General features: G+C 44.5%; 20 protein-coding genes. 10 read left to right on the top strand and 10 right to left on the bottom strand.

The window, feature by feature from the left end:
• The first annotated feature begins 17 nt into the window (after nt 1–17).
• The 3 genes from pstA (at nt 18) to VV1_RS22340 (ending at nt 4,058) form a co-directional block, all read left to right on the top strand.
• Complete coding sequence (gene pstA, locus VV1_RS22330; RefSeq protein WP_011082405.1) at nt 18–881, top strand: phosphate ABC transporter permease PstA; 864 nt, start codon at nt 18–20, stop codon at nt 879–881.
• A 58-nt stretch (nt 882–939) separates the two neighbouring features.
• A complete protein-coding gene (gene pstB / locus VV1_RS22335) occupies nt 940–1,689 on the top strand; it encodes a phosphate ABC transporter ATP-binding protein PstB (protein WP_011082406.1) in 750 nt (249 codons plus the stop codon).
• 248 nt (nt 1,690–1,937) lie between these two features.
• Nucleotides 1,938–4,058: a sensor domain-containing diguanylate cyclase gene (locus VV1_RS22340; RefSeq protein ID WP_011082407.1), complete on the top strand. Its 2,121-nt coding sequence runs from the start codon at nt 1,938–1,940 to the stop codon at nt 4,056–4,058.
• Between the two features lie 83 nt (nt 4,059–4,141).
• Here the strand turns inward: VV1_RS22340 and VV1_RS22345 are convergent, their stop codons facing one another.
• From VV1_RS22345 to VV1_RS22370, 6 genes are read right to left on the bottom strand one after another with little or no spacing between them, the layout of a single operon-like run.
• A complete protein-coding gene (locus VV1_RS22345) occupies nt 4,142–5,773 on the bottom strand; it encodes a BatD family protein (RefSeq protein ID WP_011082408.1) in 1,632 nt (543 codons plus the stop codon).
• 10 nt (nt 5,774–5,783) lie between these two features.
• Nucleotides 5,784–7,736 (bottom strand): vWA domain-containing protein, encoded by a 1,953-nt coding sequence (locus VV1_RS22350; protein WP_043921224.1) that lies wholly within the window; start codon nt 7,734–7,736, stop codon nt 5,784–5,786.
• On the bottom strand, nt 7,729–8,700 hold the full coding sequence (locus VV1_RS22355) for a vWA domain-containing protein (protein WP_011082410.1): 972 nt from the start codon (nt 8,698–8,700) through the stop codon (nt 7,729–7,731). Before VV1_RS22355 ends, VV1_RS22350 begins: the two co-directional genes overlap by 8 nt.
• Complete coding sequence (locus VV1_RS22360; protein ID WP_011082411.1) at nt 8,693–9,163, bottom strand: DUF4381 domain-containing protein; 471 nt, start codon at nt 9,161–9,163, stop codon at nt 8,693–8,695. The genes VV1_RS22355 and VV1_RS22360 overlap by 8 nt, the downstream gene beginning before the upstream one ends.
• Nucleotides 9,164–9,168: 5 nt before the next feature.
• The gene (locus VV1_RS22365) at nt 9,169–10,086 is read right to left on the bottom strand and encodes a DUF58 domain-containing protein (protein ID WP_011082412.1); all 918 of its coding nucleotides are present in this window, start codon (nt 10,084–10,086) and stop codon (nt 9,169–9,171) included.
• 3 nt (nt 10,087–10,089) lie between these two features.
• Nucleotides 10,090–11,046, bottom strand: a complete 957-nt coding sequence (locus VV1_RS22370) for an AAA family ATPase (RefSeq protein ID WP_011082413.1) — start codon at nt 11,044–11,046, stop codon at nt 10,090–10,092.
• Between the two features lie 298 nt (nt 11,047–11,344).
• Between VV1_RS22370 and VV1_RS22375 the strand changes: the two genes are divergently transcribed.
• From VV1_RS22375 to VV1_RS22405, 7 genes are all read left to right on the top strand, one after another.
• The gene (locus VV1_RS22375) at nt 11,345–13,258 is read left to right on the top strand and encodes a methyl-accepting chemotaxis protein (RefSeq protein ID WP_011082414.1); all 1,914 of its coding nucleotides are present in this window, start codon (nt 11,345–11,347) and stop codon (nt 13,256–13,258) included.
• 47 nt (nt 13,259–13,305) lie between these two features.
• Nucleotides 13,306–13,506 carry a hypothetical protein gene (locus VV1_RS22380; protein WP_011082415.1) on the top strand — a complete coding sequence of 67 codons (201 nt, stop codon included), beginning with the start codon at nt 13,306–13,308 and terminating at the stop codon, nt 13,504–13,506.
• A 175-nt stretch (nt 13,507–13,681) separates the two neighbouring features.
• The gene (locus tag VV1_RS22385) at nt 13,682–14,347 is read left to right on the top strand and encodes a LuxR C-terminal-related transcriptional regulator (protein ID WP_011082416.1); all 666 of its coding nucleotides are present in this window, start codon (nt 13,682–13,684) and stop codon (nt 14,345–14,347) included.
• Nucleotides 14,348–14,541: 194 nt separating this feature from the next.
• A complete protein-coding gene (locus VV1_RS22390) occupies nt 14,542–15,201 on the top strand; it encodes a LuxR C-terminal-related transcriptional regulator (protein ID WP_043921225.1) in 660 nt (219 codons plus the stop codon).
• Nucleotides 15,202–15,487: 286 nt separating this feature from the next.
• Nucleotides 15,488–16,060 carry a biofilm matrix calcium-binding repeat protein CabA gene (gene cabA, locus VV1_RS22395; RefSeq protein ID WP_011082418.1) on the top strand — a complete coding sequence of 191 codons (573 nt, stop codon included), beginning with the start codon at nt 15,488–15,490 and terminating at the stop codon, nt 16,058–16,060.
• A gap of 44 nt (nt 16,061–16,104) precedes the next feature.
• Entirely contained in the window at nt 16,105–17,817 is a 1,713-nt protein-coding gene (locus VV1_RS22400) for a type I secretion system permease/ATPase (RefSeq protein ID WP_011082419.1), read from the top strand.
• Complete coding sequence (locus VV1_RS22405; RefSeq protein ID WP_011082420.1) at nt 17,810–19,150, top strand: HlyD family type I secretion periplasmic adaptor subunit; 1,341 nt, start codon at nt 17,810–17,812, stop codon at nt 19,148–19,150. The genes VV1_RS22400 and VV1_RS22405 overlap by 8 nt, the downstream gene beginning before the upstream one ends.
• A 180-nt stretch (nt 19,151–19,330) precedes the next feature.
• Here the strand turns inward: VV1_RS22405 and VV1_RS22410 are convergent, their stop codons facing one another.
• Genes VV1_RS22410 through VV1_RS22425 form a run of 4 tightly spaced genes read right to left on the bottom strand, consistent with a single transcriptional unit; the run spans nt 19,331 to nt 22,913 of the window.
• Entirely contained in the window at nt 19,331–19,723 is a 393-nt protein-coding gene (locus VV1_RS22410) for a VanZ family protein (protein WP_372456893.1), read from the bottom strand.
• Between the two features lie 4 nt (nt 19,724–19,727).
• Nucleotides 19,728–21,041, bottom strand: coding sequence for an MATE family efflux transporter (locus VV1_RS22415; protein ID WP_011082422.1), 1,314 nt, complete (start codon nt 21,039–21,041; stop codon nt 19,728–19,730).
• Nucleotides 21,042–21,051: 10 nt separating this feature from the next.
• The gene (locus VV1_RS22420; RefSeq protein ID WP_011082423.1) at nt 21,052–22,083 is read right to left on the bottom strand and encodes a glycosyltransferase; all 1,032 of its coding nucleotides are present in this window, start codon (nt 22,081–22,083) and stop codon (nt 21,052–21,054) included.
• Nucleotides 22,080–22,913 carry a putative capsular polysaccharide synthesis family protein gene (locus VV1_RS22425; RefSeq protein WP_011082424.1) on the bottom strand — a complete coding sequence of 278 codons (834 nt, stop codon included), beginning with the start codon at nt 22,911–22,913 and terminating at the stop codon, nt 22,080–22,082. Before VV1_RS22425 ends, VV1_RS22420 begins: the two co-directional genes overlap by 4 nt.
• Between the last annotated feature and the right edge of the window lie 107 nt (nt 22,914–23,020).

The following is a 23,020-nucleotide window of genomic DNA, read 5'->3' on the forward strand; positions in this document are numbered from 1 at the left end:
AAGTTAAGGTGATATTTATGGAACGCGCAAAATTAAAACAATCTCGTCAAGTAAAAGACAACATTCTGAATGCTCTGGTTTGGGCGGCAGCCGCTCTGACGGTGGGCTTCTTGTTCTGGATTATCTGGTACATCCTCTCTAACGGCTTGCAGCATGTGGATTGGAACTTCATCTCTGACAATTACACCCGTACAGGTGAAGAGCATGGCATCTTCCCGATGATCATTTCGACCATTTACATGGTTGTGGCATCGATTGCTGTCGCCGCACCGTTAGGGATCATGACGGCTATCTACTTAACAGAATACGCCAAAGTGGGCAGCCGATTGGTTAAGGTGATTCGCTTTTGTACCGAATCCTTGGCTGGTATTCCGTCGATTATCTTTGGTCTGTTTGGTATGACCTTCTTTGTCGCCATTCTTGGTCTGGGATTCTCGATTCTCTCGGGCGCCTTAACGCTGAGTATTCTTATCCTGCCAGTGATCATCAGGACGACGGAAGAGGCGTTGATGGCGGTTCCGCAAACCTACCGCGAAGGTTCATATGGCCTCGGTGCATCAAAAATCTATACCATCTGGCGTTTGATTCTGCCGAGTGCAATGCCTGGTATTTTAACCTCGGTGATTTTGAGTATTGGCCGCGTGATTGGTGAATCAGCACCTGTATTCCTTACTGCTGGTATGGTGGCACGAATTCCAGACTCACTACTGGATTCTGGCCGAACACTGACGGTACACCTTTATAAGTTGACGACAGAGCTGTTTACCATTGAAGAGTGGAACCAAGCGTACGGCACAGCCACCGTACTGATTGTGGTGGTGCTGTTGATCAACATGGTAACCAAATTAATTGCAAAACGTTTTAACACAGCGACTTACTAACGACGAACAACAAAAGACGCTAAAAACGCTCATTGAAAAGAATTTAGAGATTAAGACTATGAACAAATTTGATATCGAAAACCTAGACTTGTATTACGGTGAAAACCAAGCGCTGAAAGCGATTAACTTACCGATCCCCGTTCGCCAAGTCACGGCGCTTATCGGCCCATCTGGCTGCGGTAAATCCACCTTATTGCGTTGTCTGAATCGCATGAATGACCTGATTGAAGGGGTAAAGATTACTGGCAAGTTGGCAATGGACGGCGAAGACATCTATGGCAACGTTGATGTGGCGGATCTGCGTATTAAGGTCGGCATGGTGTTCCAAAAGCCAAACCCATTCCCGATGAGCATCTATGAGAACGTGGCGTATGGTTTGCGTGCACAAGGCATCAAAGACAAAAAACACATTGATGAAGTGGTCGAGCGTTCACTACGTGGCGCGGCGTTATGGGATGAGGTGAAAGATCGCTTGAAATCGCATGCTTTTGGTCTTTCTGGTGGTCAACAACAGCGTTTATGTATTGCGCGCACCATTGCGATGGAGCCGGATGTCATCCTAATGGATGAACCGACGTCTGCGCTTGACCCAATTGCGACGCATAAAATTGAAGAGTTGATGGAAGAGTTGAAGAAGAACTACACCATTGTGATCGTTACGCACTCCATGCAACAGGCGCGTCGAATTTCCGATCGCACTGCCTTTTTCTTAATGGGTGAGCTGGTGGAGCACAACGATACTCAAGTGATCTTTAGCGAGCCAAGTGATGACCGCACTCGTGGCTATGTAAACGGCGATTTTGGTTAATCAGCGAATTGACGTTTAAACGGAATTATAACTATAAGCGATGGTACTTTTGCCCCTCTCTCAGAGGGGCTTTTTTGTTTTTGTACTGCAAACGCACGGCAACAAAATGCAGTCTCTCTCTCGCTTAAGACAATCGTCGTGACAAAAATGCGAACGACTTAACAGCTGATTCGAAATGCGTTTGATTGCACATTGTCGGACGGTTACTTTTAAACGCAATTCCCTAAAATAATAATGGTGTTGGCAAAGTGAATTTCAGGAGCTTTATGCGTAAGGTGTCGGCGACCAGAGACCATAGGTTACTGGCGGAGACAATGTTTGAATATCTCGCAGAACTGATGGAAGTGGATGCGATGGCGATATTTGATGATCCTTGCGTAAATACGTCGTTGTCATTGCGTTTTTGGTCCGGACAGCCAGCACCTTTGGTGGATTTCCCCAGCTCTTTTTGGCAATGGGCGAGGCAGTTTGATACCTCGGAGAGCTTAATTCCTTTAGCCATCAATACCTGTAACTGGGATCACCGTGATCTCCTCGGGGGAAACAGCTACATCATGATGCTGGATAACTTCCCTATGCTGCGAACTTACATTCTGATCCAAGGGGTAAAAGCGGGCTCTGCCGATCATATCTACGAGAAAACCCACGATGCGATGCAGTTGATTGCGGCCAGATGGCAATGTATCCGTGCGGAAAAACAAGCGTCGTTAGAGATCAAAAATCGCGATATCCGTGAAGCGCAGTACATTGACGAAATTAACCATCGTGAACGCTTTATTGACAACATGAAGCTGGTGCAAGAAGTGGCATTGGAAATCTCCAACCCCAGCACGTTAAACGATCTCTATCGTAAAGCGGTTGAAGCGCTGCGAGACAGGTTGGGTTTTGATCGTTCGACCTTTATGTTACTCGACATGAAAAAACGCTGCTTCAACGGTACTTATGGCACCGATGAGCACGGCAACACCGTCAGTGAATTTCACACGCAATACGATCTTCATCAGTTGGGTGAAGAGTTTGTTACCGCTCTCTCTTCACGCGACACCAATCTGGTTATTTCTAATGAAACCCCGCTTTACACCGCAGGGAAAGTAGTCGGGCAGGGGTGGAACTTGATGTTGATTCTACGTGATGGCCATGAACCGTTCGGTTGGCTGGCGCTGGATAATTTTATTCACCGTAAGCCGATCACCAGTTATCAAAAGCAGATGCTGCAATCTTTTGGTTCGCTGCTATCGCAAATTTATATTCGCAAACGTCAAGAACAAAACGTTCGAATGCTTCATTCAAGCATGGTTGAATTGTCGCGTTGCACAACGGTGAGTGATGTGTGTAAATCGGCAGTCTCCTTCGCGATTCAGCATCTTGGCGTTGATCGCATGGCGGTGTTTCTTACCGATGAAAACTGCACTTATATGCAAGGCACTTGGGGGACGGATATTCAAGGCAACGTCGTGGATGAGTCCTATTTCTTTGGCGAGACACAAGACTTTGCTTTGATTAATCTTGCACGTTCAATGCCCAACGAGGTGGCGTTTGAAGACTCCGTGCCGATTTACCATGACTGCAATATCGTCGGTTTTGGCTGGGGGGCAATGACGTTACTGACCAGCAATACCAATGGTCCGATTGCGTTTATTGCGGTGGACAACTTGCTGACTCGCTCACCGCTGACTTCGCAGCTTAGGGAAGTGATCCGCATGTTTGCCTCCAGTCTGGCGGAAGTGTTGCAACGCACTCAAGCGCAAGAAGCGATACGAGAGCTCAACGAAAATTTGGAAAAAGAGGTTCGTAAGCGCACCCAAGAGTTGGAAGAAGCAAACCGTCAGCTCGAAGTGTTATCCAAATTGGACCCACTTACTCGTCTTGGCAACCGACGCATGTTAGAGCATGTCATGGAGTCCATCTGCCATAGTGAAGAGGAAAAAGCGCTCGCGTTTGGTCTGATCCTTATCGATATCGATCATTTTGGCTTGTTCAACAATCATTATGGTCATTTGGAAGGCGATATTGCCTTAATGCGTATTGGCCACATCCTTGAGCACCACAGTAATGGCAAAGAAGAAGTGTTTTGTCGCATTGGTGGGGAGGAATTTGTGATGCTGATGGTTGGCAGTGAGGCCAGTGGCGTTTTGCAGCGTGCTGAGTGCATCCGTCAGTGTATCGAGCAAGAGCAAATTAAGCATCAGGTCAATCCAAATGGCGATCGTTTAACCGTTTCTATCGGCGTGGCGGTCGATCAAGTTCAAGCTCGCGATCTGCATTTCGATAAACTCTATCAACAGGCTGATGTGGCTCTCTATCGTGCTAAGGCGGAGGGGCGAAACCGAGTTTGCAGTTATCAATCACTGTCGGTTGAAGCGATCTAACTCTGCTGCCGCTTAAGCGAGCGAAAAAGAAAAGGGCGAACAGTGTTGTTCGCCCTTGTTATTTTTGTGTTGTCTAAACGGAGCTAGAGCTTCGGCATGTCAAAAGAGGCTTTATCGGTTGAGGCTGAGCGACTTTGCTTGATCAGTGTAAGTAAGTGCTCTGCCTGCCATGGTGAAGGCGTTAGCGAGTAGGTCGCTTGGTGCATGGCTTTTAATTCTGATTCGATTGCCTGTTTTACTGGTTGAGAAACCGTGGTGGTTTTCATCCACTGGCGAACGAGGGCTTCGATTTTGACGGCATCTTTGTCAGCAATCGCCTTTTGCAATGCTTGCATCGATTCAAGCGCGTTATTGGAGGCTGTATTCTGAGGCTTATCTGCACTTGTTCCGCGATGTTTATAGCAGTAGAGAGCGGCGATGAGGGTAAGAATCCACAGTGAGGCAAACGTCCAAGTTAAGTAAAACCAAATGGTTGCATTTTGATTAGACTCTTGGTGGGTAGAGTCTGGGCGAAGGTTTGTCTCACTAGCCTGCGCTGGCTGCTCAGGCAAAGTAAACACTTGCGCCGAGCCCGGTGTAACCTTGAGTTGACGCCCCTCGAGTGCGGCTGTTTCTTGTTGGTCAGAAACCGTGTTCCACCACGCCAATTGCAGTGAAGGTAAGGTTAAATCACCGGTTTCGGTTGGGATCAGTACCTGCTTCAGTGTCATTTGGGTTGTACCGTTGTCCAGAGTCTTAAATGCAGGCTTTTCATCGTACACTCGTACTGAAGCGGGATAGTCGAACTTGAGAGTTGGTAACTGGTTTTCATTGAGCCCTTTTGCTGTCAGAGTGATTTCACGCGTGATGCTGCTACCTTGCTCAACGGTGTTGTTCTCGCCGCCATCTTGATGCCATTGTTGAACAAGCGACAGTTGTTGAGCGGGCAGCCAAGGCTGCGCGGCGTTGTTAGGAATGGCCTTTACCTTGATCGATTGACTTTGCGGCTTGCCATCTAAGGTCAATATTTTGGTAGAGCCCGTTAAGCTGTCACCATAAATATAAGAGCCTCGTAATAGCGGGCCTTTGAGTTCAAAAAGACCGGGTTGGTTGGCGGTAAGTTGATAATTCTGCTCAATGACAGTGATTTGAAGCCCCTGTTCAACACGCTGAAATTGGCGAGTTTGCCCCTTTGGCTCTATCTCTACGCCTTGAATGGACGGTGGGGTGATGCGCGGATTTTCGAGTCGACGGGGATCCGCCAGAATCCGAATCTCGACCTTTAACGGCGTGGATTGCTGAGGATAGAGCGTGCTTGTATCAAGTTGCATCGAGTATTGAATAATATCTGACACGTTTGGTTCGTGTTGATCGACAGACACTTCCAGTGGGATTGGCGCAGTGCTTTCGCCATCAAAAGAGAATGCAGGGATCGTCACGATACCAGCGCGATTGGGTGCGATGGAAAGTGTCCACTCACTGAGCTTTGAAGATTGGCCATTAATGTAATTGCTTGAATTGACAAAACGTGGACTCGAGGTGAAGAAATCTTGGCTTAACGCAGAAAAATCAATGTCATTGGCATCGAGTGAATAATCGGCTCGCACCGTGAGTTGAATCACTTCATTTTTCGAAACCTTGGTTTTATTTACGCTCGCAACCAGACTCTTTGCCGCCAGAAAAGGCGTAAAAAGCAGTGTCGATAGCAAAATGAAAAAGGGTGTCATTCGATTCATAGCTTACTCATTACCATGTTTTGTCTTTATTATCAGGCGCCGGTTTTTGCTGTGCTTGCAACAACATTTGTGCTTTAAGCAGATAAGCAGGATCGCGTGCGTTTTCAACGGATTCCAGTTTTTTAAAGTCTGGATCGTCTGCGTTTTTCGGCGCAGGTTGTTGGGCTTCTACGCTTTTGGGCTCAGTCTCTCTTTCTTGCGCGGGTTTATCGCTCGGCTTAACTTGCTCTTCACCCTGTTCGGATGGTTTTTTCTGTCGTTGAGCATTGCCTTGTTCACTGTTTTCTTGAGACTTTTCTTTTGCCTTATTTGGCGCATTTTCGCGATTTTCTGATTGACTCTGATTATCGCGATTGGAAGACTTTTGTTGCTGTTGCTGTTGCTGTTGCTGTTGCTGTTGCTGTTGCTGTTGCTGTTGCTGTTGCTGTTGCTGTTGCTGTTGCTGTTGCTGTTGCTGTTGCTGTTGCTGTTGCTGTTGCTGTTGCTGTTGCTGTTGCTGTTGCTGTTGCTGTTGCTGTTGCTGTTGCTGTTGCTGTTGCTGTTGCTGTTGCTGTTGCTGTTGCTGTTGCTGTTGCTGTTGCTGTTGCTGTTGCTGTTGCTGTTGCTGTTGCTGTTGCTGTTGCTGTTGCTGTTTTGCTTTTTCTACTATTTCGCGATTGGTTTGTGCTTGTTTGAGGTTTGGGTTTTTCGCAAGCGCCTTTTGGTAAGCCTCTAGTGCTTTATCATACTGGCCGTTTTGCGCTAATGCGTTACCCAAGTTGTACAGTGATTCTGCACTGTCTGATTGCGCAAACAGTGTTGCCGCTTGTTCATATTCTCCTGCTTTATATGCGGCGCTTCCTTTCCATTGCGGGTTGGAAAACTGCTCAGCTGCCGCTTTATATTGCCCTTGGTCGAACAACGACTTGCCCTGTTGATCGGCGGTAAGAAACGCAGAAGCATGAGCGCGAGGCATCTGAGTTAGGGGTAAGCTCAGTACCAATGCCATCCAAACAAAGCCTCGTCGGAATAAGCCTAATCCTGCCAGTAACAAGAGTGGTAACAACCAGTAACCCCCATTTTCCCTGACCTCGCTTTGCTGTGTATTGTTGGCTTTTGCTTGATGCATTTCGGAATTGGCCTGCGTTGCTGCGGCAATTTCTACAACGTCTTGGTTACTAAATTGAATGGGGGCGAAGTAGCCTCCCGTTTTCTGCGCCAGTGCTGCCATGTTGTTGAAATCAGACTTAGCAACCACTACTTGCCCTGTTGAACTTGTCAGCAACGAGCCATTCGGCAGAGGAATTGGCGAGCCGTTTGGTGTACCAATCCCAAGAATGGACACTCGAATCGCGGAGTTGGCAACAAGCTTCAATGCTGCCTGCAGTTCTTGATCATCAATATCATCACTTATAACGATGATATCGCCTTTCGCCGCTCCTGCTTTTTCAAGTTGTGCTTTGGCCAACACCAAGGCGCTTGTGAGGCGTGAACCTTGATAGGGCATGATGTCAGGCGATAGGTTCTGGATGAGATTCGCTAACGTCTGGCTGTCACTGGTCAGTGGGCTAAGTAAATAGGCATCGCCTGCATAAGCAATTAAGGCGGTATTGCCTTCTTTCCATTGCGGAAGTAGGTCGAGCGCCTTATATCTCGCCTGCTGTAAACGGCTTGGCGCAATGTCTTGCGCATACATGGATTGCGACATATCCATGACCAAAACCCGATTTTGATGGCTGTTGAAGCTGGGGCGCGTGGTGTGTTGCCAGCTTGGTGATGCCAGCGCAAGGATGGCGATAACCCAAGCGAGCAACCACAGTAGTATTGACCTGGCGTTTTTTGCACCTTTTGTTGGTGTTTGGCTAAGATGGGCTGCCACTGGGCCTTGCGATGCTTGCCTTTTAAAGCGCCAAAACAACCAAGCGACAGGTAGGACAATCAAACCGAATAGCCAGTTGGGCTTTAGAAAAATCAGTTCAGACATGATTTCTCCGTAATACAAACAATAAGATGGATAACACGAAAGCGAAACTCAAAGGATAAACAAACCACTCTTGTTGAGGGCGCCAAACTTGTGCGTCTTTAGAGACGGGTTCAAGCTGATTGATCGCTTGATAGATTGTCTGTAGCTCTTGCGCGTCGCGGGCTCGGAAGTATTGGCCACCCGTCATTGTGGCAACTTTCGTCAGTGTTTTTTCATCAAGATCTGCCGAGGTATTAACCTTGCGCGTCATGAAAAACTGCTTCACTTCCATTTCACCAGCGCCAATACCGATGGTGTAAATCTTCACGCCATATTTCTTGGCGATGTTTGCGGCTTCGATGGGGTCAAGTGTGCCAGCGGTGTTGCTGCCGTCACTGAGCAGAATGACCACCCGTTGCGGTGCCTCACTGTCGACAAAGGTTTTGGTGGCTAAAGCAAGTCCATCGCCAATTGCGGTTTTTTGCCCGATCAGGCCGATGATGGTCTGATTGAGTTGATTGGCTACGGTTTGTCTATCTGCGGTTAAAGGTGTTTGCAAATACGCATGATCAGCGAACAATACTAGGCCCAGTCTGTCACCTTGGCGCTGCTCAATGAACTGAGTCACCACGTTTTTGACGGCACTCAAGCGATCAATGTAATCGCCATCTTGCAAGATGTCTGCTTGCTGCATAGAGCCAGAGAGATCCACAACGAGCATGAGATCACGATACTCTGGGAAATGCTCAATAGGCTCACCAAACCACACTGGCCTTGCGGAAGCCACAATCAGGCTACACCAAATAAGTAAAGTAACCAGTTTGCTGAATTTGTTTTTTACGCCTGCGGCCTCAACCTCTTTCGGCAGATAGGCGAGGCGCAATGTGTTCTTGTCGCTGAGTTGTGGCAGCCATTGATAGGCCAAAAATGGCAATGGCAGCAGCAAAAACGCCCACCACCAAAGGAATTCAAACCCGTCAGCCACGCATACCTCGCTTAGGTGGGAGTGCTTTTTCCACCCAGACTAAACAATCATTGACCAGCTCACTGTCATGCTCACCGTGTTTGTTCTGATAGAGCGCTGCCTGCCATAATGGCATTTTGTCGCTAAAACGGGTTTCACCCAGTTGTAAGTCAAGAAATTGGTACCACTGCTCACCATGCAGCGACGCGATCGCTTCTCGTGGGTAATAACAAAGCGCGGCTTGCCTTAGCAGTTCGATGGCCGACGAAGGCGTATGCGGCGTGATGGGTTTAACAAACAATTTGAGTGCGGCACGCTTTGCTTTGAGACGTTTTTTTCGCCACAAAAAAAAGGCAGTTAAAAGCAGTAAAGCCACAACAACGCTGGCGAAAGAAGCCCACCATCCCCAAGCAAGAGGAAACCAAGATGGAACAGCAGGTAAAATCAGAGGTTGCAGCTCTAAAGGTGTTGAATTTGTTGTCATTATTATTACACGGATAATTGGTTGATAAGAGATTCAGCACTCGATAAGGTGCTGAACGGTATTCCATTACGATAACTTAACAGCCGTAAAGATTGTTGATGCTGGTCGAAGTTGTTCTTCAAAGCCAATTTTTGCTTTTTGGAACCGAAATCAAACCATCGAGAATGTTGACCATCACTGGCGAGCACGCTTCCTTGATAACGGGTTTCGCCCTGCTCTAACGGGTCATAAAGCTGTACCAGCCTCAAATTATTGTGTTGTCTAAGCTGTGTGATTTGGTTTAGCTCTTGCTCATTCATTTTGATGAAATCGCTGATAAAAATTATCTCACACCCTTTGGGTGACATCCGTTTAAGCCTCTCAATGCTTTGACTGAAAGGGAGGCGACTTTCAGTGGCTCGCCCCAACTGTTCATTATGACGTTGAGTCAATTGATTGAGAAAAGCCAAACCGTTACGCACTAAGGCTGATGGTTTATGTTCGAATAAGGTTTTGCCGTCGTCAATCATGGCGCCGAAGCGATCTTTTTTTGCCAGTGTCGTCCACAGAATTACACTGGCTAAATGCGCAGCTTGGACAGATTTGTAGACGTAACGCGAACCAAAAAACATACTGTTGTTGAGATCCAAATACAGGATCACCGCTTGTTCTTTGTCTTCGCTAAAGAGTTTGGTGTGTGCTTTACCAGTGCGGGCGGTGACTCGCCAATCGATACTGCGAATATCATCACCTTGTTGGTACTGGCGAACTTCTTCAAAATCCATCCCTCTCCCACGTACACGGCTAGCATGGCCACCGTTTAGATGTGACCAAACGCTGCGTGCAGGAGGGATCCAGCGCAAGGCTTGGCTTTGGTAGTAAAGCAACTCTTCTAGCGATAACGCCACGCCATTGCAATGAGGTGGCAATGTAACGGGGGTCATGGCTTAGGCGCTTCCCACTAAACTAATCAGCTTGTCGATCACTTGGTTGGCCGAAATCCCTTCAGCTTGAGCTCGGTAGGAGAGCAGCAAGCGATGTCTCAATACAGGATAAGCCATAGTTTGAATATCGCCCGGAGTGACATAGTCACGTCCATCTAACCAAGCATACGCTCGTGCACATCGGTCAAGGGCGATCGTTGCGCGAGGGCTGACTCCCATGCTAATCCATTCTGCAAGTTCGGCGTTGTAATGAGAAGGTTGGCGAGTGGCCATCACCAGTCGTACTAAATAGTGCTCAAGCGACTCGGCCATTTGAATATTCAACACTTCTTGACGAGCTGAAAAGATCTCTTGTTGTGTTAGTAAAGGCTTTTCAGGTGTCTGTTCACCTTTAGCTTCACCACGATTGATGCGCAAAATCGCCAGTTCATGAGCTGCGTCTGGATAATCGACATTAAGATGCAACAAAAATCGGTCAAGCTGGGCTTCTGGAAGGGGATAAGTACCTTCTTGCTCAATCGGGTTTTGTGTTGCCATCACCAAAAACAGCTCTGGGAGCGGATAGGTATTGCGCCCAGCGGTCACTTGCCCTTCCGCCATGGCTTCGAGCATTGCGGCCTGTACTTTGGCCGGAGCTCGGTTGATTTCATCGGCAAGGATCAAATGATTGAAGATAGGGCCAGCTTGAAACTTAAAATCGCCTTTTTCTGGTCGGAAGATATCGGTGCCCGTTAAATCTGCAGGCAAGAGATCGGGGGTAAATTGAATACGATGAAAATTACCCTCGATGCAGTCTGATAGCGCTTTCACTGCTCGTGTTTTAGCAAGGCCAGGAGGCCCTTCGACTAAGATGTGTCCGTCTGCAAGAAGTGCGATGAGTAACTGTTTGACTAATTCAGGTTGGCCAACGATTTGAGACTGTAAATAGTTAGCTAAGGCATCAAAACTACGTTGTTGCATGATTCTACTACTTCGGTTGGTTTGGTTTCTTGGGTCGTAAAAAGCCAAGAAAGTTCCATGGTTAGCGACAAATTAGCAGATGAGGGTGAAAGGCTTGCGTTTCAAGGGAAGTCGCGAGACTTTTCTTGCAGGGATGAAGTGTGATCGTGAAGAAAGATTTTGCTTTAGTTTGGGTTTGTTTGGCCGATATAAGCTATACCCATAAGAATGTAACAAAATATATGTTATATTTTTGCGCTTTTTGTATTGCTTTATCGCGCATTACCCACAATAAGTGATTCTTGTTAAAGGTCCAAATATGATTAATCTTAACTCTTTGAGCATTAAGCAAAAAGTTGTCCTTGGGATAACCTTCGCTGTGCTTGCATCCACCATCATTCTCGGTTTTATGGCGCAAAAACAATCACGTGAAGTGATTAGCCATCGTCTTGTTGATATCGAATTGCCATTGATCTTGAGCCAGATTAACTTGCAAGTTGATAAAGATGTATCGCAACTCTTATCTGCGGCAGAGCAATTAGCGAAGAACGAATTTGTTCGCGAAAGTGTCGTACAAACGGAAAACCCTGAAGGGCAAACGAAGTTGGTGCAGCAACTCAATAACGTCAAAGATCAATATCGCTTGAACGATGCGTCGGTGGCCAATAGAAAAACGGCGTATTACTGGAATCAAAATGGCTTCTTGCGTCAGCTGACTCAATCACAGGATGGTTGGTTTTTCGGCTTCACCAATTCTGGTCAGGCGACGATGGTGAGCATTTTTACCGAAGCCAATGGTGAAGTGAAAATGTTTGCCAACTATCAACACCTATCGGGATTCACCATGTCTGGTGTGTCTAAATCGATGGATGAAATGGTCAGCAAACTGAACAGTTTCAAAATTGAAAAAACGGGTTACGTGTTCCTTGTCGACAGCCAAGGTAACATTCAAATCCACAAAGACAGACAAGCCGTCGGCAAACCTCTTTCTAGCTATGTTGCGGAGAATCCTTCATCGTTGCTAAACAAGCAGCAAGACGTGGTATTTGAAACCGAAGTCGATGGTGAACGTGTTTTCGTCGCGAGTGCTTATGTGCCGTCGATGAACTGGTACGTGGTTGGTATTGTGCCTGTGGATGAAGTCTTTGCGGACCTTGATGCTGCAGCGCAACAAATGCTGATTACGACCTTAGTTGTGGCTGCTGTCTTTATTTTCATGGGAGTGATCCTTGCGAACAGTATTACCAAACCTATCCAACAAATTGCCGAACGTTTCACCGATCTAGGCAAAGGGGATGGCGATCTTGCACAGCGCATTGACATTAAAGGGAAAGATGAAATCGCTCAGCTCTCGATGGGCTTCAATGGATTTATTGAGAAGATTCATACCACGATGAAAGAAGTGGCAGCGACCAGTACCTCGCTCAATAGCGCCGCTGAAACTGTCTCATCGAAGGCGGCAACCACGCACGACAACAGTCAAGAACAGCGAGATCAGACGATTCAAGTGGTGACGGCCATCAATCAGATGGGCGCAACCATCAGCGAAATCGCCTCGAACGCAGCAACGGCTGCTGATACAGCGAATCAAGCCTCTGACAATACTCAACTTGGCCGAGAGGTGGTGACAAAAGCGAAGAACGTCATTTCGCGTCTTGCAGATGATGTCGAAACTACGAGCCAAGTAGTATCGCAGTTAGCGACAACAACACAAGAAATTGGCTCCATTCTTGATGTGATTCGAGATATTTCGGATCAAACCAATTTGCTGGCGTTGAATGCGGCAATCGAAGCGGCTCGTGCGGGCGAGCAAGGTCGCGGCTTTGCAGTTGTTGCTGACGAAGTGCGTAACTTAGCAAGCCGAACGGCAGATTCCACCGAAGAAATTCAAAAGATGATCAACCAATTACAAAGCGACGCCAAAGATGCTGTTTCGGCCATGGACGCAGGTAAAGCGGTCACCTTTGAGGGTGTTGGCGCGACAGACGAAGCGGTTAATGTGCTGATGAGTATCTCTGAGCGTATTGCTGATATTTCAGATCGCAATACACAAGTGGCGACTGCAACGGAAGAGCAATCTACCGTGGTTCATACCATTAATCAGAATATAGAAGAAATCAATGCCATCAATGAAGTAACGACAAGCACAGCAGAAGAGTTGGCCGATGCAAGCCAAGAGCTGCGTGAGTTGTCGCGTCGTCTCGATAGTATGGTGGGTAGCTTCAAACTGTAAACTTAGGTAGAATCCTTCACAGTTTTGACATTTTTAGGTAAGTGAAAATGAGTGATTTTGAAAAAGAATTGCAGATGATGTCTGAAGAGGCCAGTCAAGAGCCGGAAGTGAAATTGCCGTCGATTGAAGAGCAAAAGCAGATTGCTGCTGAGCTTAAGCGACTGGAAGCTGAAGGAAAACTGACTCCTGAAGTATTAGAGCATTACTTTGGTAAATATGCTCAAAAAGGTGAAACACCGATTCACTAACCCCCTCAAAATTAAGGGAAGCGAAAGCTTCCCTTTTTCATGCTTTTCATACTATTGCCCGTTACTTTATCTCAGACTTTTGCTTTACTCGGTCTTTTTTTCATACTTGACTTTATTGGCTGTGAGCCTAAATTTTATGCTCAGCTAAATTGATGAATAAAGGGCTGTGGGGAGCATGGAGAGTCAAAACAAGGAAGTGATATTGATTACGGAAGACAGTCTGCAATCCTCACTGCTAAAAGAAATTCTTGAGAAAAAACTCAATATGGTCGTTCATTTGCTCACTCCTAAAGAGTTAGATGAACGAACGACGAGTTATTCTTCGATCAAGGCAATTCTTGTGGATTATAGTGTTGTTGAAGAGGATTTTTATTCTTCATATTTGAATTTTATAGATGAAAACTTTTCGGAAGTCCAAGAGGTTCTGATTAATTGCCAAAATAATATTAGTATTGAAGAATTATGTATTTGGCGTTCTTTGACTGGAATATTTTATTTATCTGATGATATTAGTACTTTAGAACTAGGAATTGACAGAATCCTGTCGGGTGATATGTGGTTTAGTCGTAAAATATCACAAGAATTTATTTCAACTTTGCGTCAGCACAGTAAACCTATCTCAAAAAACGTATCTACAAAGCTGACTAAACGAGAACAGCAAATAATAACCCTCTTGTCACTGGGGAATTCAAATCAGCAAATTGCACGCAAGCTTTTTGTTAGAGAAAACACAGTGAAAACGCATTTACACAACATCTTTAAAAAGATTGATGTTAAAAATAGAGTTCAAGCTCTAATTTGGGCTAAGGAACATCTTTCTCCCACATCTTCTACGATCTAATCCCGCCGACTAATCACAAAAATATACCATTCCTGATATCAATGTATCACATATGAGATGAATAAATTTTAGATTCACTTTTACTTAATTAGTATTTTAAAAGTGAATAAAACAGCCTTAAAGTTGTCTCTAGCACTTTGCGATTAGCTGAGTGCTTCTTAAAACAAAAATAGTATGAAGTATAAAATTTTAGAATGAGACGTTTCAGTATGGGTTGTAATATGGCAGACACAACGATTGTATTAGTCACTCAACAAAGCCTTCAGAGTGAGAATCTAAAAAATATTCTGATGGCTGAAACTGGGATGACAATTGAAATTCTTGATGCAAAGAAACCAATCTCGAAAGAGAGAATAAATGCTGAAAGTATTCTGCTTGTTGATCTCTCTGTAGATATATCAATGGATAATATTGACATTATTAAAAATAGGAGTGATCTGAGAGGGACAATACTTCTGAATCTACTGGAAGACTTAGAGCCGGAAGAGTTGATCAAATGGCCTTACATTAAAGGTGTATTTGGTGCAAAAGACAACATAGAGAAGCTGTGTCGCGGGATTGAAGCGATCGCTCGAGGGGATAATTGGCTCCCGAGACGATTAATGATGCAACTTATCTCATATTATGAAGAAAAAGGTGGAGCGAAGAAGGAAGAGCCACAGCTAGATATCGAGCTAACCAGACGAGAAATTCAAGTATTACAATTTCTTAAGGCAGGTGGTTCGAATATGGAAATTGCGGATTCTCTTTTTATCAGCGAACACACGATTAAATCTCATCTTTATAATATTTTCCGCAAGATTGATGTAAAAAACCGGACACAGGCAACTGCGTGGGCAAAACGGAATTTATAAAACCGCCTGGCCACTATTTCTATAGGTTATCGAGTTCTACAGGTTACCTAGCATTATTAACCATACAGAGTACTAGCAATAACTGTTTGTTTTATCATGGATAAGCGTTGAAAAGTATGAGCCTGATTATTGATTCCTTATTCGCTGAGTGAAAACTCAACCGAAAATCAAACTCATATAGAGCATGAGCTTTCATATACTTCTGATGTCTTGAAGTAGTGAAGTCAGATGTTGTTTAACGATAACGTTCTATATCCAATAATGGAATCAAAAGAGGGATAAAAAAATGGCTGTTTATTCTGGAACTGCAGATGTAGATGTTCTTAGTAACTATACTGGTAGTGATGACAAGTTCGTAGGACATGGTGATAACGACAATATCGTTGGTGGCGGCGGTAATGATCTAATTATCGGCGGGGCTGGCGATGATAGATTAGTGGGTGGACGAGGCGATGACATTCTCAAAGCTGGACTAGGGGATGACTATCTTGGCGGCGGATCAGGGGATGACTTATTACTTGGTCTTTATGGTAACAACCATATGAATGGTGGCCTAGATAACGATGTTTTGGTTGCTGGCTCTGGTGACAATATTTTGATCGGTGGCCAAGGTGCCGACAAATTTATTTTTACCGATAAGTTTGACGGGCACGGTACAGCTAAGGTGGTGGATTTCACTATCGGTGAGGACACAGTGCGTATAGACAGTGCCACGATTCACTCATTGGATGATCTATCAGTAAGCTATGATGCAGTGGGTAACCTAGTTCTTTCCGATGGTGGAGCATTTACCGTGAAGTTGATTGGTGTGACAGAAGCAGATTTTGTCGCTCATGCGGATGACATGTTCCAATTCTAAATTAGAGATAAATAGTGCTACGTTTTGCGTAGCACTACTTCTAGGTGGGTAGTAATTTGCAAAATTCCGCGTTTAAGGAAGTGAAGAAGAAACTAAGAACACTATTTGTTTGGTCACTTTTTTTTAGTTTTTTTATCAATATTCTTGTACTTTCTATACCCATTTACATGCTTCAAATTTACAACCGAGTGATTTCGTCATACTCCGTTGACACATTGGTTTTGCTGACCGTCATTGTTCTGTTGGCTTTATTCACTATGTCTGCGCTTGAAGTGGTACGGGCACATATTAGCAAACGCTTTGGCTTTTGGATTGATAACCGTCTCTCTAGCCAAATGTTAAGACAAACAGTTCATTTTAAAACACACACCGGGCGTAATTATACTGCGCAGGTGTTGAGAGATTTACAGACGCTTAAATCTTTTTTTAGTGGTTCCTCTCTTTATCCTTTGCTTGACGCACCTTGGACACCTCTGTTCGTTTTCTTCGTTTATATGCTGCATCCTATCCTAGGACAAATCGCTTTAGGGGGCGCCATTACTCTATTGTCCTTAGGCTTATTTAATGAATTTGCGATTCGTAAAGCGGCACTCGATAGTGATAACCGAGCGGTTAACGCCATCGCTAACGCAGAAACTGCGGCACAAAATGCCGATTCCATGCTGGCGATGGGGATGATGAATGACTATCTCAGGAATTGGTATCAGTACAATCAGCAAACGCAAGTGGTTGAAGATAATGCGGTAAGTCGTTCGATCCTTATTGCCAATATTTCTAAGTTCATTCGTAGTGGCCTACAAATTTTACTTCTAGGTGGCGGGGCATGGTTAGTGATTGAGCATGAAATAACCGCAGGTGCCATGATTGCTGCCTCAATTTTGATGGGAAGAGCCCTCTCCCCAATGGAGCAAGCGATTACGACTTGGCGCTCGGCATCCCTCGCTAAAAGTGCTTATGGTCGATTGAAAGAAATCAGTGACAAAGTTCAAGTTGATGAACTCAATATGCCATTGCCCAGACCCAGAGGGCATTTCGAGTTAGCTAACGTTTCTTATCGTCATCCCGGCGTTGCTGAGCCAGTTCTCTCTGGCGCTCAATTTTCCATTCCTCCTGGTTGTGCGGTTGGTATTATCGGCCCTTCGGGCACAGGGAAATCAACGCTGGCTAAGTTGTTGGTCGGTAATATCAAGCCCTTAGCAGGAAAGGTGACCTTAGATGGAATGGATGTTTCTCTCTGGGCATCAGAAGATTTGGGAAGGCATGTAGGATACTTGTCTCAAGAAATAGAGTTATTCCCTGGAACCATCAGAGAAAATATCGCCCGACTCAAAATAGAGCAGCCAGAAAAAGTAATACGGGCCGCTCAATTGGCGGGTTGCCATGAAATGATACTCAAGAAGCCAAAAGGTTACGATTTTGAGATAGGAGAAGGCGGGAGAGGATTATCTGGTGGAGAACGGCAGAGAGTTGCGTTGGCGAGAGCCATCTATGATGACCCATCGGTCGTGATATTGGACGAAGCGAATTCAAACCTGGATGGTGAAGGAGAAGCGGCGTATCAAAATGTTATTACTCACTTAAAAAATCAAAAAGCCACTGTGATCGTTATTGCTCATAATCCGAGCACGATGAGAAATATGGATCGTCTGCTCTATCTCTCTGAAGGCCGAGTTAAGCTGTATGGCGAAAAGAACGAAGTACTGAAGCGTTTGATGGGATCGAGTCAAACAGACATTCCGAGGGTCAATCATGGCTAATCAAATAACGGAGAGAAATGGTGAGACGTTAGATATTGTAGAACGTTTTTCACCACAAGATACTCTGAATATCAAAGGACCCATTGTTATGGGTTTTTTATCTATTGCACTATTTGGCGGTGGTATTGGCTACTGGGCGGCAACAGCAAAACTCGAAAGTGCTGCCATCGCCTATGGTGATTTATCCGTAAGCAGTCAACGCCAGGCAATTCAACATCTTGAAGGTGGCATTGTTGAACGCTTAATGATCCAAGAAGGGGATTATGTTGAGAAAGGCCAGCTCCTAATACAGCTTTCTGAACAGCAATCTTTGTCGCGTTTAGAATCTCTTAAAGGACGGTTTGTCCATGCCGTCGCAAAAGAGAGTCGTTTAAAAGCAGAGTTTAATAATACGAGTGAGATTGTCTGGGAAAGTGATCTCGAGAAAATGGCAATCTCAAATACATTGCTGGAAGCACAGCAAATTCAAAAAAAGATTTTTGAGGCGAGAGCCCGTTACTTCGAAAGTAAACTCAACATCGTTCATCAGACGATTTCTGGTGCAAAGTTGGAGCTCAATAATTTGAAGCAAACCAAAAAAATTGAGCGGGAAAGACTTTCGTTAATCGAAGAAGAAATCCTGAGTAATCAGACATTAGTAAAACAGGGGTTTTCTGGTAAATCAACGTTGCTGCAGTTGAAAAGATTAGCAACTGAAGTAAGAAGTACCTTGAGTCAACTTGATAGACAAACGTTAACGGTACAAAAACGCATTGATGAAAACCAATCCCGTTTAGAGGAAATGGCACTCGAGCGAATCAACGAAGTGGTCGTTGAGTTGAGAGAGGCACAAAATGAAATTGTCTCTATTCGAGAAGAGTATCGTGTGGCTCAAGATATATATAAACGCACCGGGATACGCGCGCCAATTTCAGGCAAGGTAGTGAATATGAAAGTATTCACCGAACAAGGTGTGATTCGTAGCGGTGAAACGTTACTAGAATTGGTTCCTGACGATGACAGCTTAATCGTGGAAGCGAGAGTCAGTCCTCAAGATATCGATCTTATCTCTCCAGGTTTAGATGCCAGAGTGCGACTTACGGCACTCAATGCGCGTATTCAGGAACCACTCAATGGTAAGGTACTGACGGTTTCGGCGGACAAACTGTCTGAACAAAATAAAGAAGACTACTATTTAGCGAGAATTGCGTTGAATGACCAAGATGCTCAGCAGCATCAGTTAACGGCAGGAATGAATGCGGAAGTGCTTATTTTATCTCGGCCACGGACGCCAATCAGCTATCTTCTCAAACCGATTACAGAAAGTTTTAATCGTGCTTTTAGGGAAGAGTAATGGAGTGAGCTCGAATGATTACTGATGTATCGAGATGTGGTCGGTGAGTGTTAGGAGAAGTGAGTGAGGAAAGGAGAACTCAGTTTCTCCTTTTTTATTGTCATTGAATCGTATTTGGCTGCAATGGCGATGTCTTGCTGCGAGATCGAGCCACACAGTAGGCGACGTTTATTAGAGAACCTAATGCTGCTTGAGCAAAGGTTTAAACTTAAACAGATAAAGACGAGCCAGAAGATAGCCTGTCGTAATTCCAAACCAGTTTGTCATCATATCGGATGTCGAAAACGTACGATGACTTAAAAACAGTTGTGAGAGCTCATCGAGTGACACAATAAAAAGCAACAAGACTAGCAGTCGAATTGCAAAGATATCATTGGATATGGCTTTACACATTGAAGGGAAAGCGAGAACTGCCATGTAAGCGATTAAAAAGCTTAATGTGGAATGAAGAGCGCGACTCCCACCAATATAGTATTCAAATTGTTCATAAACATGACTTTCCATTCCACTGCTTTTCCAAAGTGAAAGTGAAACTGTCATGACGCAAATGACAAATAATCCTAATTTTCTCATGTCTCTATCCGATGGGTACAAAGCCTAAGTATCGTTTCACATAGTAAAGTGCCGCCAAATTCTGTATTGCCATGCCGATTGCAATTGAACTGGCGGCACCAATAACCCCATACATTTGGCTCAGGGCCAACAGCAAAATGATGGCAATGCTTCCAGAGGTGATCGTGATGTATTTCATTGTTTTCTCGTAGCCACTCATCAACAGGAGAAAGCCAACCGAGCCGGTGGCGACATTCACCAGCTGCCCAAGCGCCAATATGGCTAACAAAATACCTGCAGACTCAAACTCTGCACCAAAGAGAGTCATGACTTCTTGCGAATAAAAGGTACAAGCAATGACTGGAATGAGAGAAAGAGAAATATTGAGTCGGAAAGCATTGGTGCTTAGTTTCTGCAGTTTTTTCATCTCTCCTTGCTGATATAGGGAAGCAAACATTGGTGCAACAATAAAATTTACGCTGATCAGCACAAATCCAATGAGCAGCGAAGTCCTTTGAGCAGCAGCCAATAAGCCCAGATCGCTATCTGTTAGGTAGAATCCCGCGATGATCAAACTGCCCCACTGGATCACGTTGGTAAAGATATTGCCAATCCAAACCTGTTTTGCACTGTCGGTTAATTCCGCATTATGAGCAACGGGTAAGGTCACAGCGGAGTATTGACCTGAACGAAGCCATTGGAGTGTTGATATCAATGCAACCAAAAAAGCTGAAAGTAGCAGAGCCAGCAACATGCTTACCAGAGTAATGAGTTCAAAGAAATGCAATATCGTAATGAACAAGACTAGAAAGCAGCTCACGCCCATCTGCAAAGCAAATATTGCAGGAGTAACATGGCGTATCGCTTGTAGGGCATAGCTATTGAGTTGTGCTAACACCATAAGTGGAATGGTGAGTGAAAACAAAGCGAAGAGGCTAGGAGTGATGTTTACATTGATGAGTGATGCGCCAAAGGCAAATTGAACGATGAAGGCTAAAATGCACAGAGAAAAAGAGAAGGCTAAGCTTCTCTTCACTGAGATGGTATAGTTTTCGCTTTGTTGCTGTATCGAGTTCTGACTGAAAGCAATGGCGTTGTATTTCACCAATGAAACATTGAATCCAAGTTGACTGACGATAGCAACGAAGGAGACCAAATTAAAAAGATAAAAGAATTGTCCGGCGACCGTGGCATCTGAGAACCTCGCAACTGCAATCGTGAGTATAAACGCAAACAAGGCCGATAAAATTCGCATGATCCCTGTCTGTACCCCAAGTGAAACGAGTTTTTTTTTCTCATGGGACAACCCAGACAATTTTTGATTAAGCACGCTGAGCATAAAATGAATCTCAAATATAGAGGCTGCTGAGCGCCAATCTTTGTTTTTCTTCACTGTAGGTGTTGTTCATGTCACTACAGTACTGTTGGAATGGAATGGTATCGAAGTGTTCTACACAGTGGATGATCTGTTTTGCCATCTCTTGCGGAGTACTGGCTAGAAATGGGTAATCCAGATCTTTTGTTGCACCGATTTTGCGAATGACCATAGGACGAGTCAGTTTGGCCGCTTCGAGAATAGTAAGAGGCATACCTTCCCATGCTGCTGTGTGTAAATAGATGTCCGCATTGCGAAGACGCTCTACCACTTCTGATCTTGGCAACATGCCAGTGACTTCGATACCTTTGTCACGCAACTGCTGTTCTAGCGAAGGGTCTCCGCCCCCTATCCAAGTAATGTTTAGCTGAATAGCCGATTCATGCTGCAAGATATGTTCAGCGACGTGACAAAGAAATTGGGGGTCTTTTTGTTTCGCCACTCGCCCTAAGGCCACAAGGTTTATCTTTTCGCCTCGTGGAACACTGTTACCGGCGTTAGATTGGTAGGTCACGTAGTTATTCAGTAACTCCGCTTTTTTGGCTCCCAACGAGATGGCCAAATCGCATTCACGCTGGCTGCATCCAGCAATCGCAGTAAATTTTTTTATGCGGATCCCTTCGAGTATTCGATAGAATTTTTGTGCATAGACCGAGATATCCTCTCGTTCAAACGCGTAACAATGTGGGGTATAGATAAGTTTTGCCTTGCCCACTGTCAAAAATCGCCCAAGAAATCCCGCCTTACTGGAGTGGAGATGGATCACATCCGGTTGGAGTTGCTTGATACGTTGATTGGCACTTAAGAAAAATTGAAGCAGATGACCATCAATGAAGGTGGAAGATTGAAATTGGTTGTTACCGTTTTCTTTCGTAGAATCTTCTTCGCGGGCTCGGGCAAAAAGGTGATGTTCAATCGGTTCATTCCTTGATGAATAAACGTAGCTATAAAGTGCAGTTTGTACACCACCGCCAAATGCTTCTGTAATATGCAGTACTTTTTTCATTTTTTACTCGTCCCTGGTGTCTTTAGCCATTTGTTTTTAAATTGAGCTCTCTCCTCTTCTGAATATAAATGTCGGTAGAGTGGCAGATCGTACATGTAAAATAGCTTTGAAAAATCGTAAGTGTCTTTGAAATGACTATAGATATTGGAATACCACTTGTTTTTTGCTTCATTACTGTTTTTTAAAATAAAGCCGTCAACGTTGAGAAATTTAGCGATATCACTGTCTAATTTATTAAGATGCTCACATTTGATTAGCATCACTTCTGTTTTTTTGTTTTTGAAAAGATAGAATGGTTCATTGTTATTAATGTCACTTTTAATGACGTCAATACCAAAGTTTTTATTTAATTCATTATCGAACCAATTCGCGAAATAATTAAGGTTAATATAATGGTCGAAACAAAACTCGAGATGTTGATAAGTTCTCTCCATGTCTCGATGAATGGCATCATTCTTTTTACCTTCGATAAACTGAATATGAAGGTCTTGAAAAAAACGAGAAAGAACAGTAGCAATCGGATCTCGAACAAGTGTAACGATTTTTAGATGATTTCGATTCTGTAAGAGCCGTTTTCTATGATTCAGGATAACGCGGTACATCGTCCGATTTTTAAAATCAAAGAACTTTTTGACATCCTGACGATTGTGATACATTTGAAACTCTTCATGATCGTCAAATGTATGAATGTGATAGCTAGGTATATTGTAGTCACTCAACGTATGCTCAATAGAAGAAGATCCGACTTTCCCCATTTGGTACACCAAGACGAAATTATCGGATTTGAGCTCTTTATTTTTCTCAAACTGTCTATTCAATGAGTATTTCATAGTTCCATTCCATAGATTATAGTGTGCGATTGAGCACAGGCTTGATGAATGATTATTGAAAATTATTAATAAGAAGGGTGTTTCTTCAATATCTATAATTAAGATCT

Source organism: Vibrio vulnificus CMCP6 (assembly GCF_000039765.1).
GTDB lineage: Bacteria > Pseudomonadota > Gammaproteobacteria > Enterobacterales > Vibrionaceae > Vibrio > Vibrio vulnificus_B.

Bases quoted from the DNA above. Each gene is read 5' to 3' on its own strand.
- pstA (WP_011082405.1), top strand. From the start codon at position 18: ATGGAACGCGCAAAATTAAAACAATCTCGTCAAGTAAAAGACAACATT.
- pstB (WP_011082406.1), top strand. From the start codon at position 940: ATGAACAAATTTGATATCGAAAACCTAGACTTGTATTACGGTGAAAAC.
- VV1_RS22345 (WP_011082408.1), bottom strand. From the start codon at position 5,773: ATGAATCGAATGACACCCTTTTTCATTTTGCTATCGACACTGCTTTTT.
- VV1_RS22350 (WP_043921224.1), bottom strand. From the start codon at position 7,736: ATGTCTGAACTGATTTTTCTAAAGCCCAACTGGCTATTCGGTTTGATT.
- VV1_RS22360 (WP_011082411.1), bottom strand. From the start codon at position 9,163: ATGACAACAAATTCAACACCTTTAGAGCTGCAACCTCTGATTTTACCT.
- VV1_RS22365 (WP_011082412.1), bottom strand. From the start codon at position 10,086: ATGACCCCCGTTACATTGCCACCTCATTGCAATGGCGTGGCGTTATCG.
- VV1_RS22370 (WP_011082413.1), bottom strand. From the start codon at position 11,046: ATGCAACAACGTAGTTTTGATGCCTTAGCTAACTATTTACAGTCTCAA.
- VV1_RS22375 (WP_011082414.1), top strand. From the start codon at position 11,345: ATGATTAATCTTAACTCTTTGAGCATTAAGCAAAAAGTTGTCCTTGGG.
- VV1_RS22380 (WP_011082415.1), top strand. From the start codon at position 13,306: ATGAGTGATTTTGAAAAAGAATTGCAGATGATGTCTGAAGAGGCCAGT.
- VV1_RS22385 (WP_011082416.1), top strand. From the start codon at position 13,682: ATGGAGAGTCAAAACAAGGAAGTGATATTGATTACGGAAGACAGTCTG.
- VV1_RS22390 (WP_043921225.1), top strand. From the start codon at position 14,542: ATGAGACGTTTCAGTATGGGTTGTAATATGGCAGACACAACGATTGTA.
- cabA (WP_011082418.1), top strand. From the start codon at position 15,488: ATGGCTGTTTATTCTGGAACTGCAGATGTAGATGTTCTTAGTAACTAT.
- VV1_RS22405 (WP_011082420.1), top strand. From the start codon at position 17,810: ATGGCTAATCAAATAACGGAGAGAAATGGTGAGACGTTAGATATTGTA.
- VV1_RS22410 (WP_372456893.1), bottom strand. From the start codon at position 19,723: ATGAGAAAATTAGGATTATTTGTCATTTGCGTCATGACAGTTTCACTT.
- VV1_RS22415 (WP_011082422.1), bottom strand. From the start codon at position 21,041: ATGCTCAGCGTGCTTAATCAAAAATTGTCTGGGTTGTCCCATGAGAAA.
- VV1_RS22420 (WP_011082423.1), bottom strand. From the start codon at position 22,083: ATGAAAAAAGTACTGCATATTACAGAAGCATTTGGCGGTGGTGTACAA.
- VV1_RS22425 (WP_011082424.1), bottom strand. From the start codon at position 22,913: ATGAAATACTCATTGAATAGACAGTTTGAGAAAAATAAAGAGCTCAAA.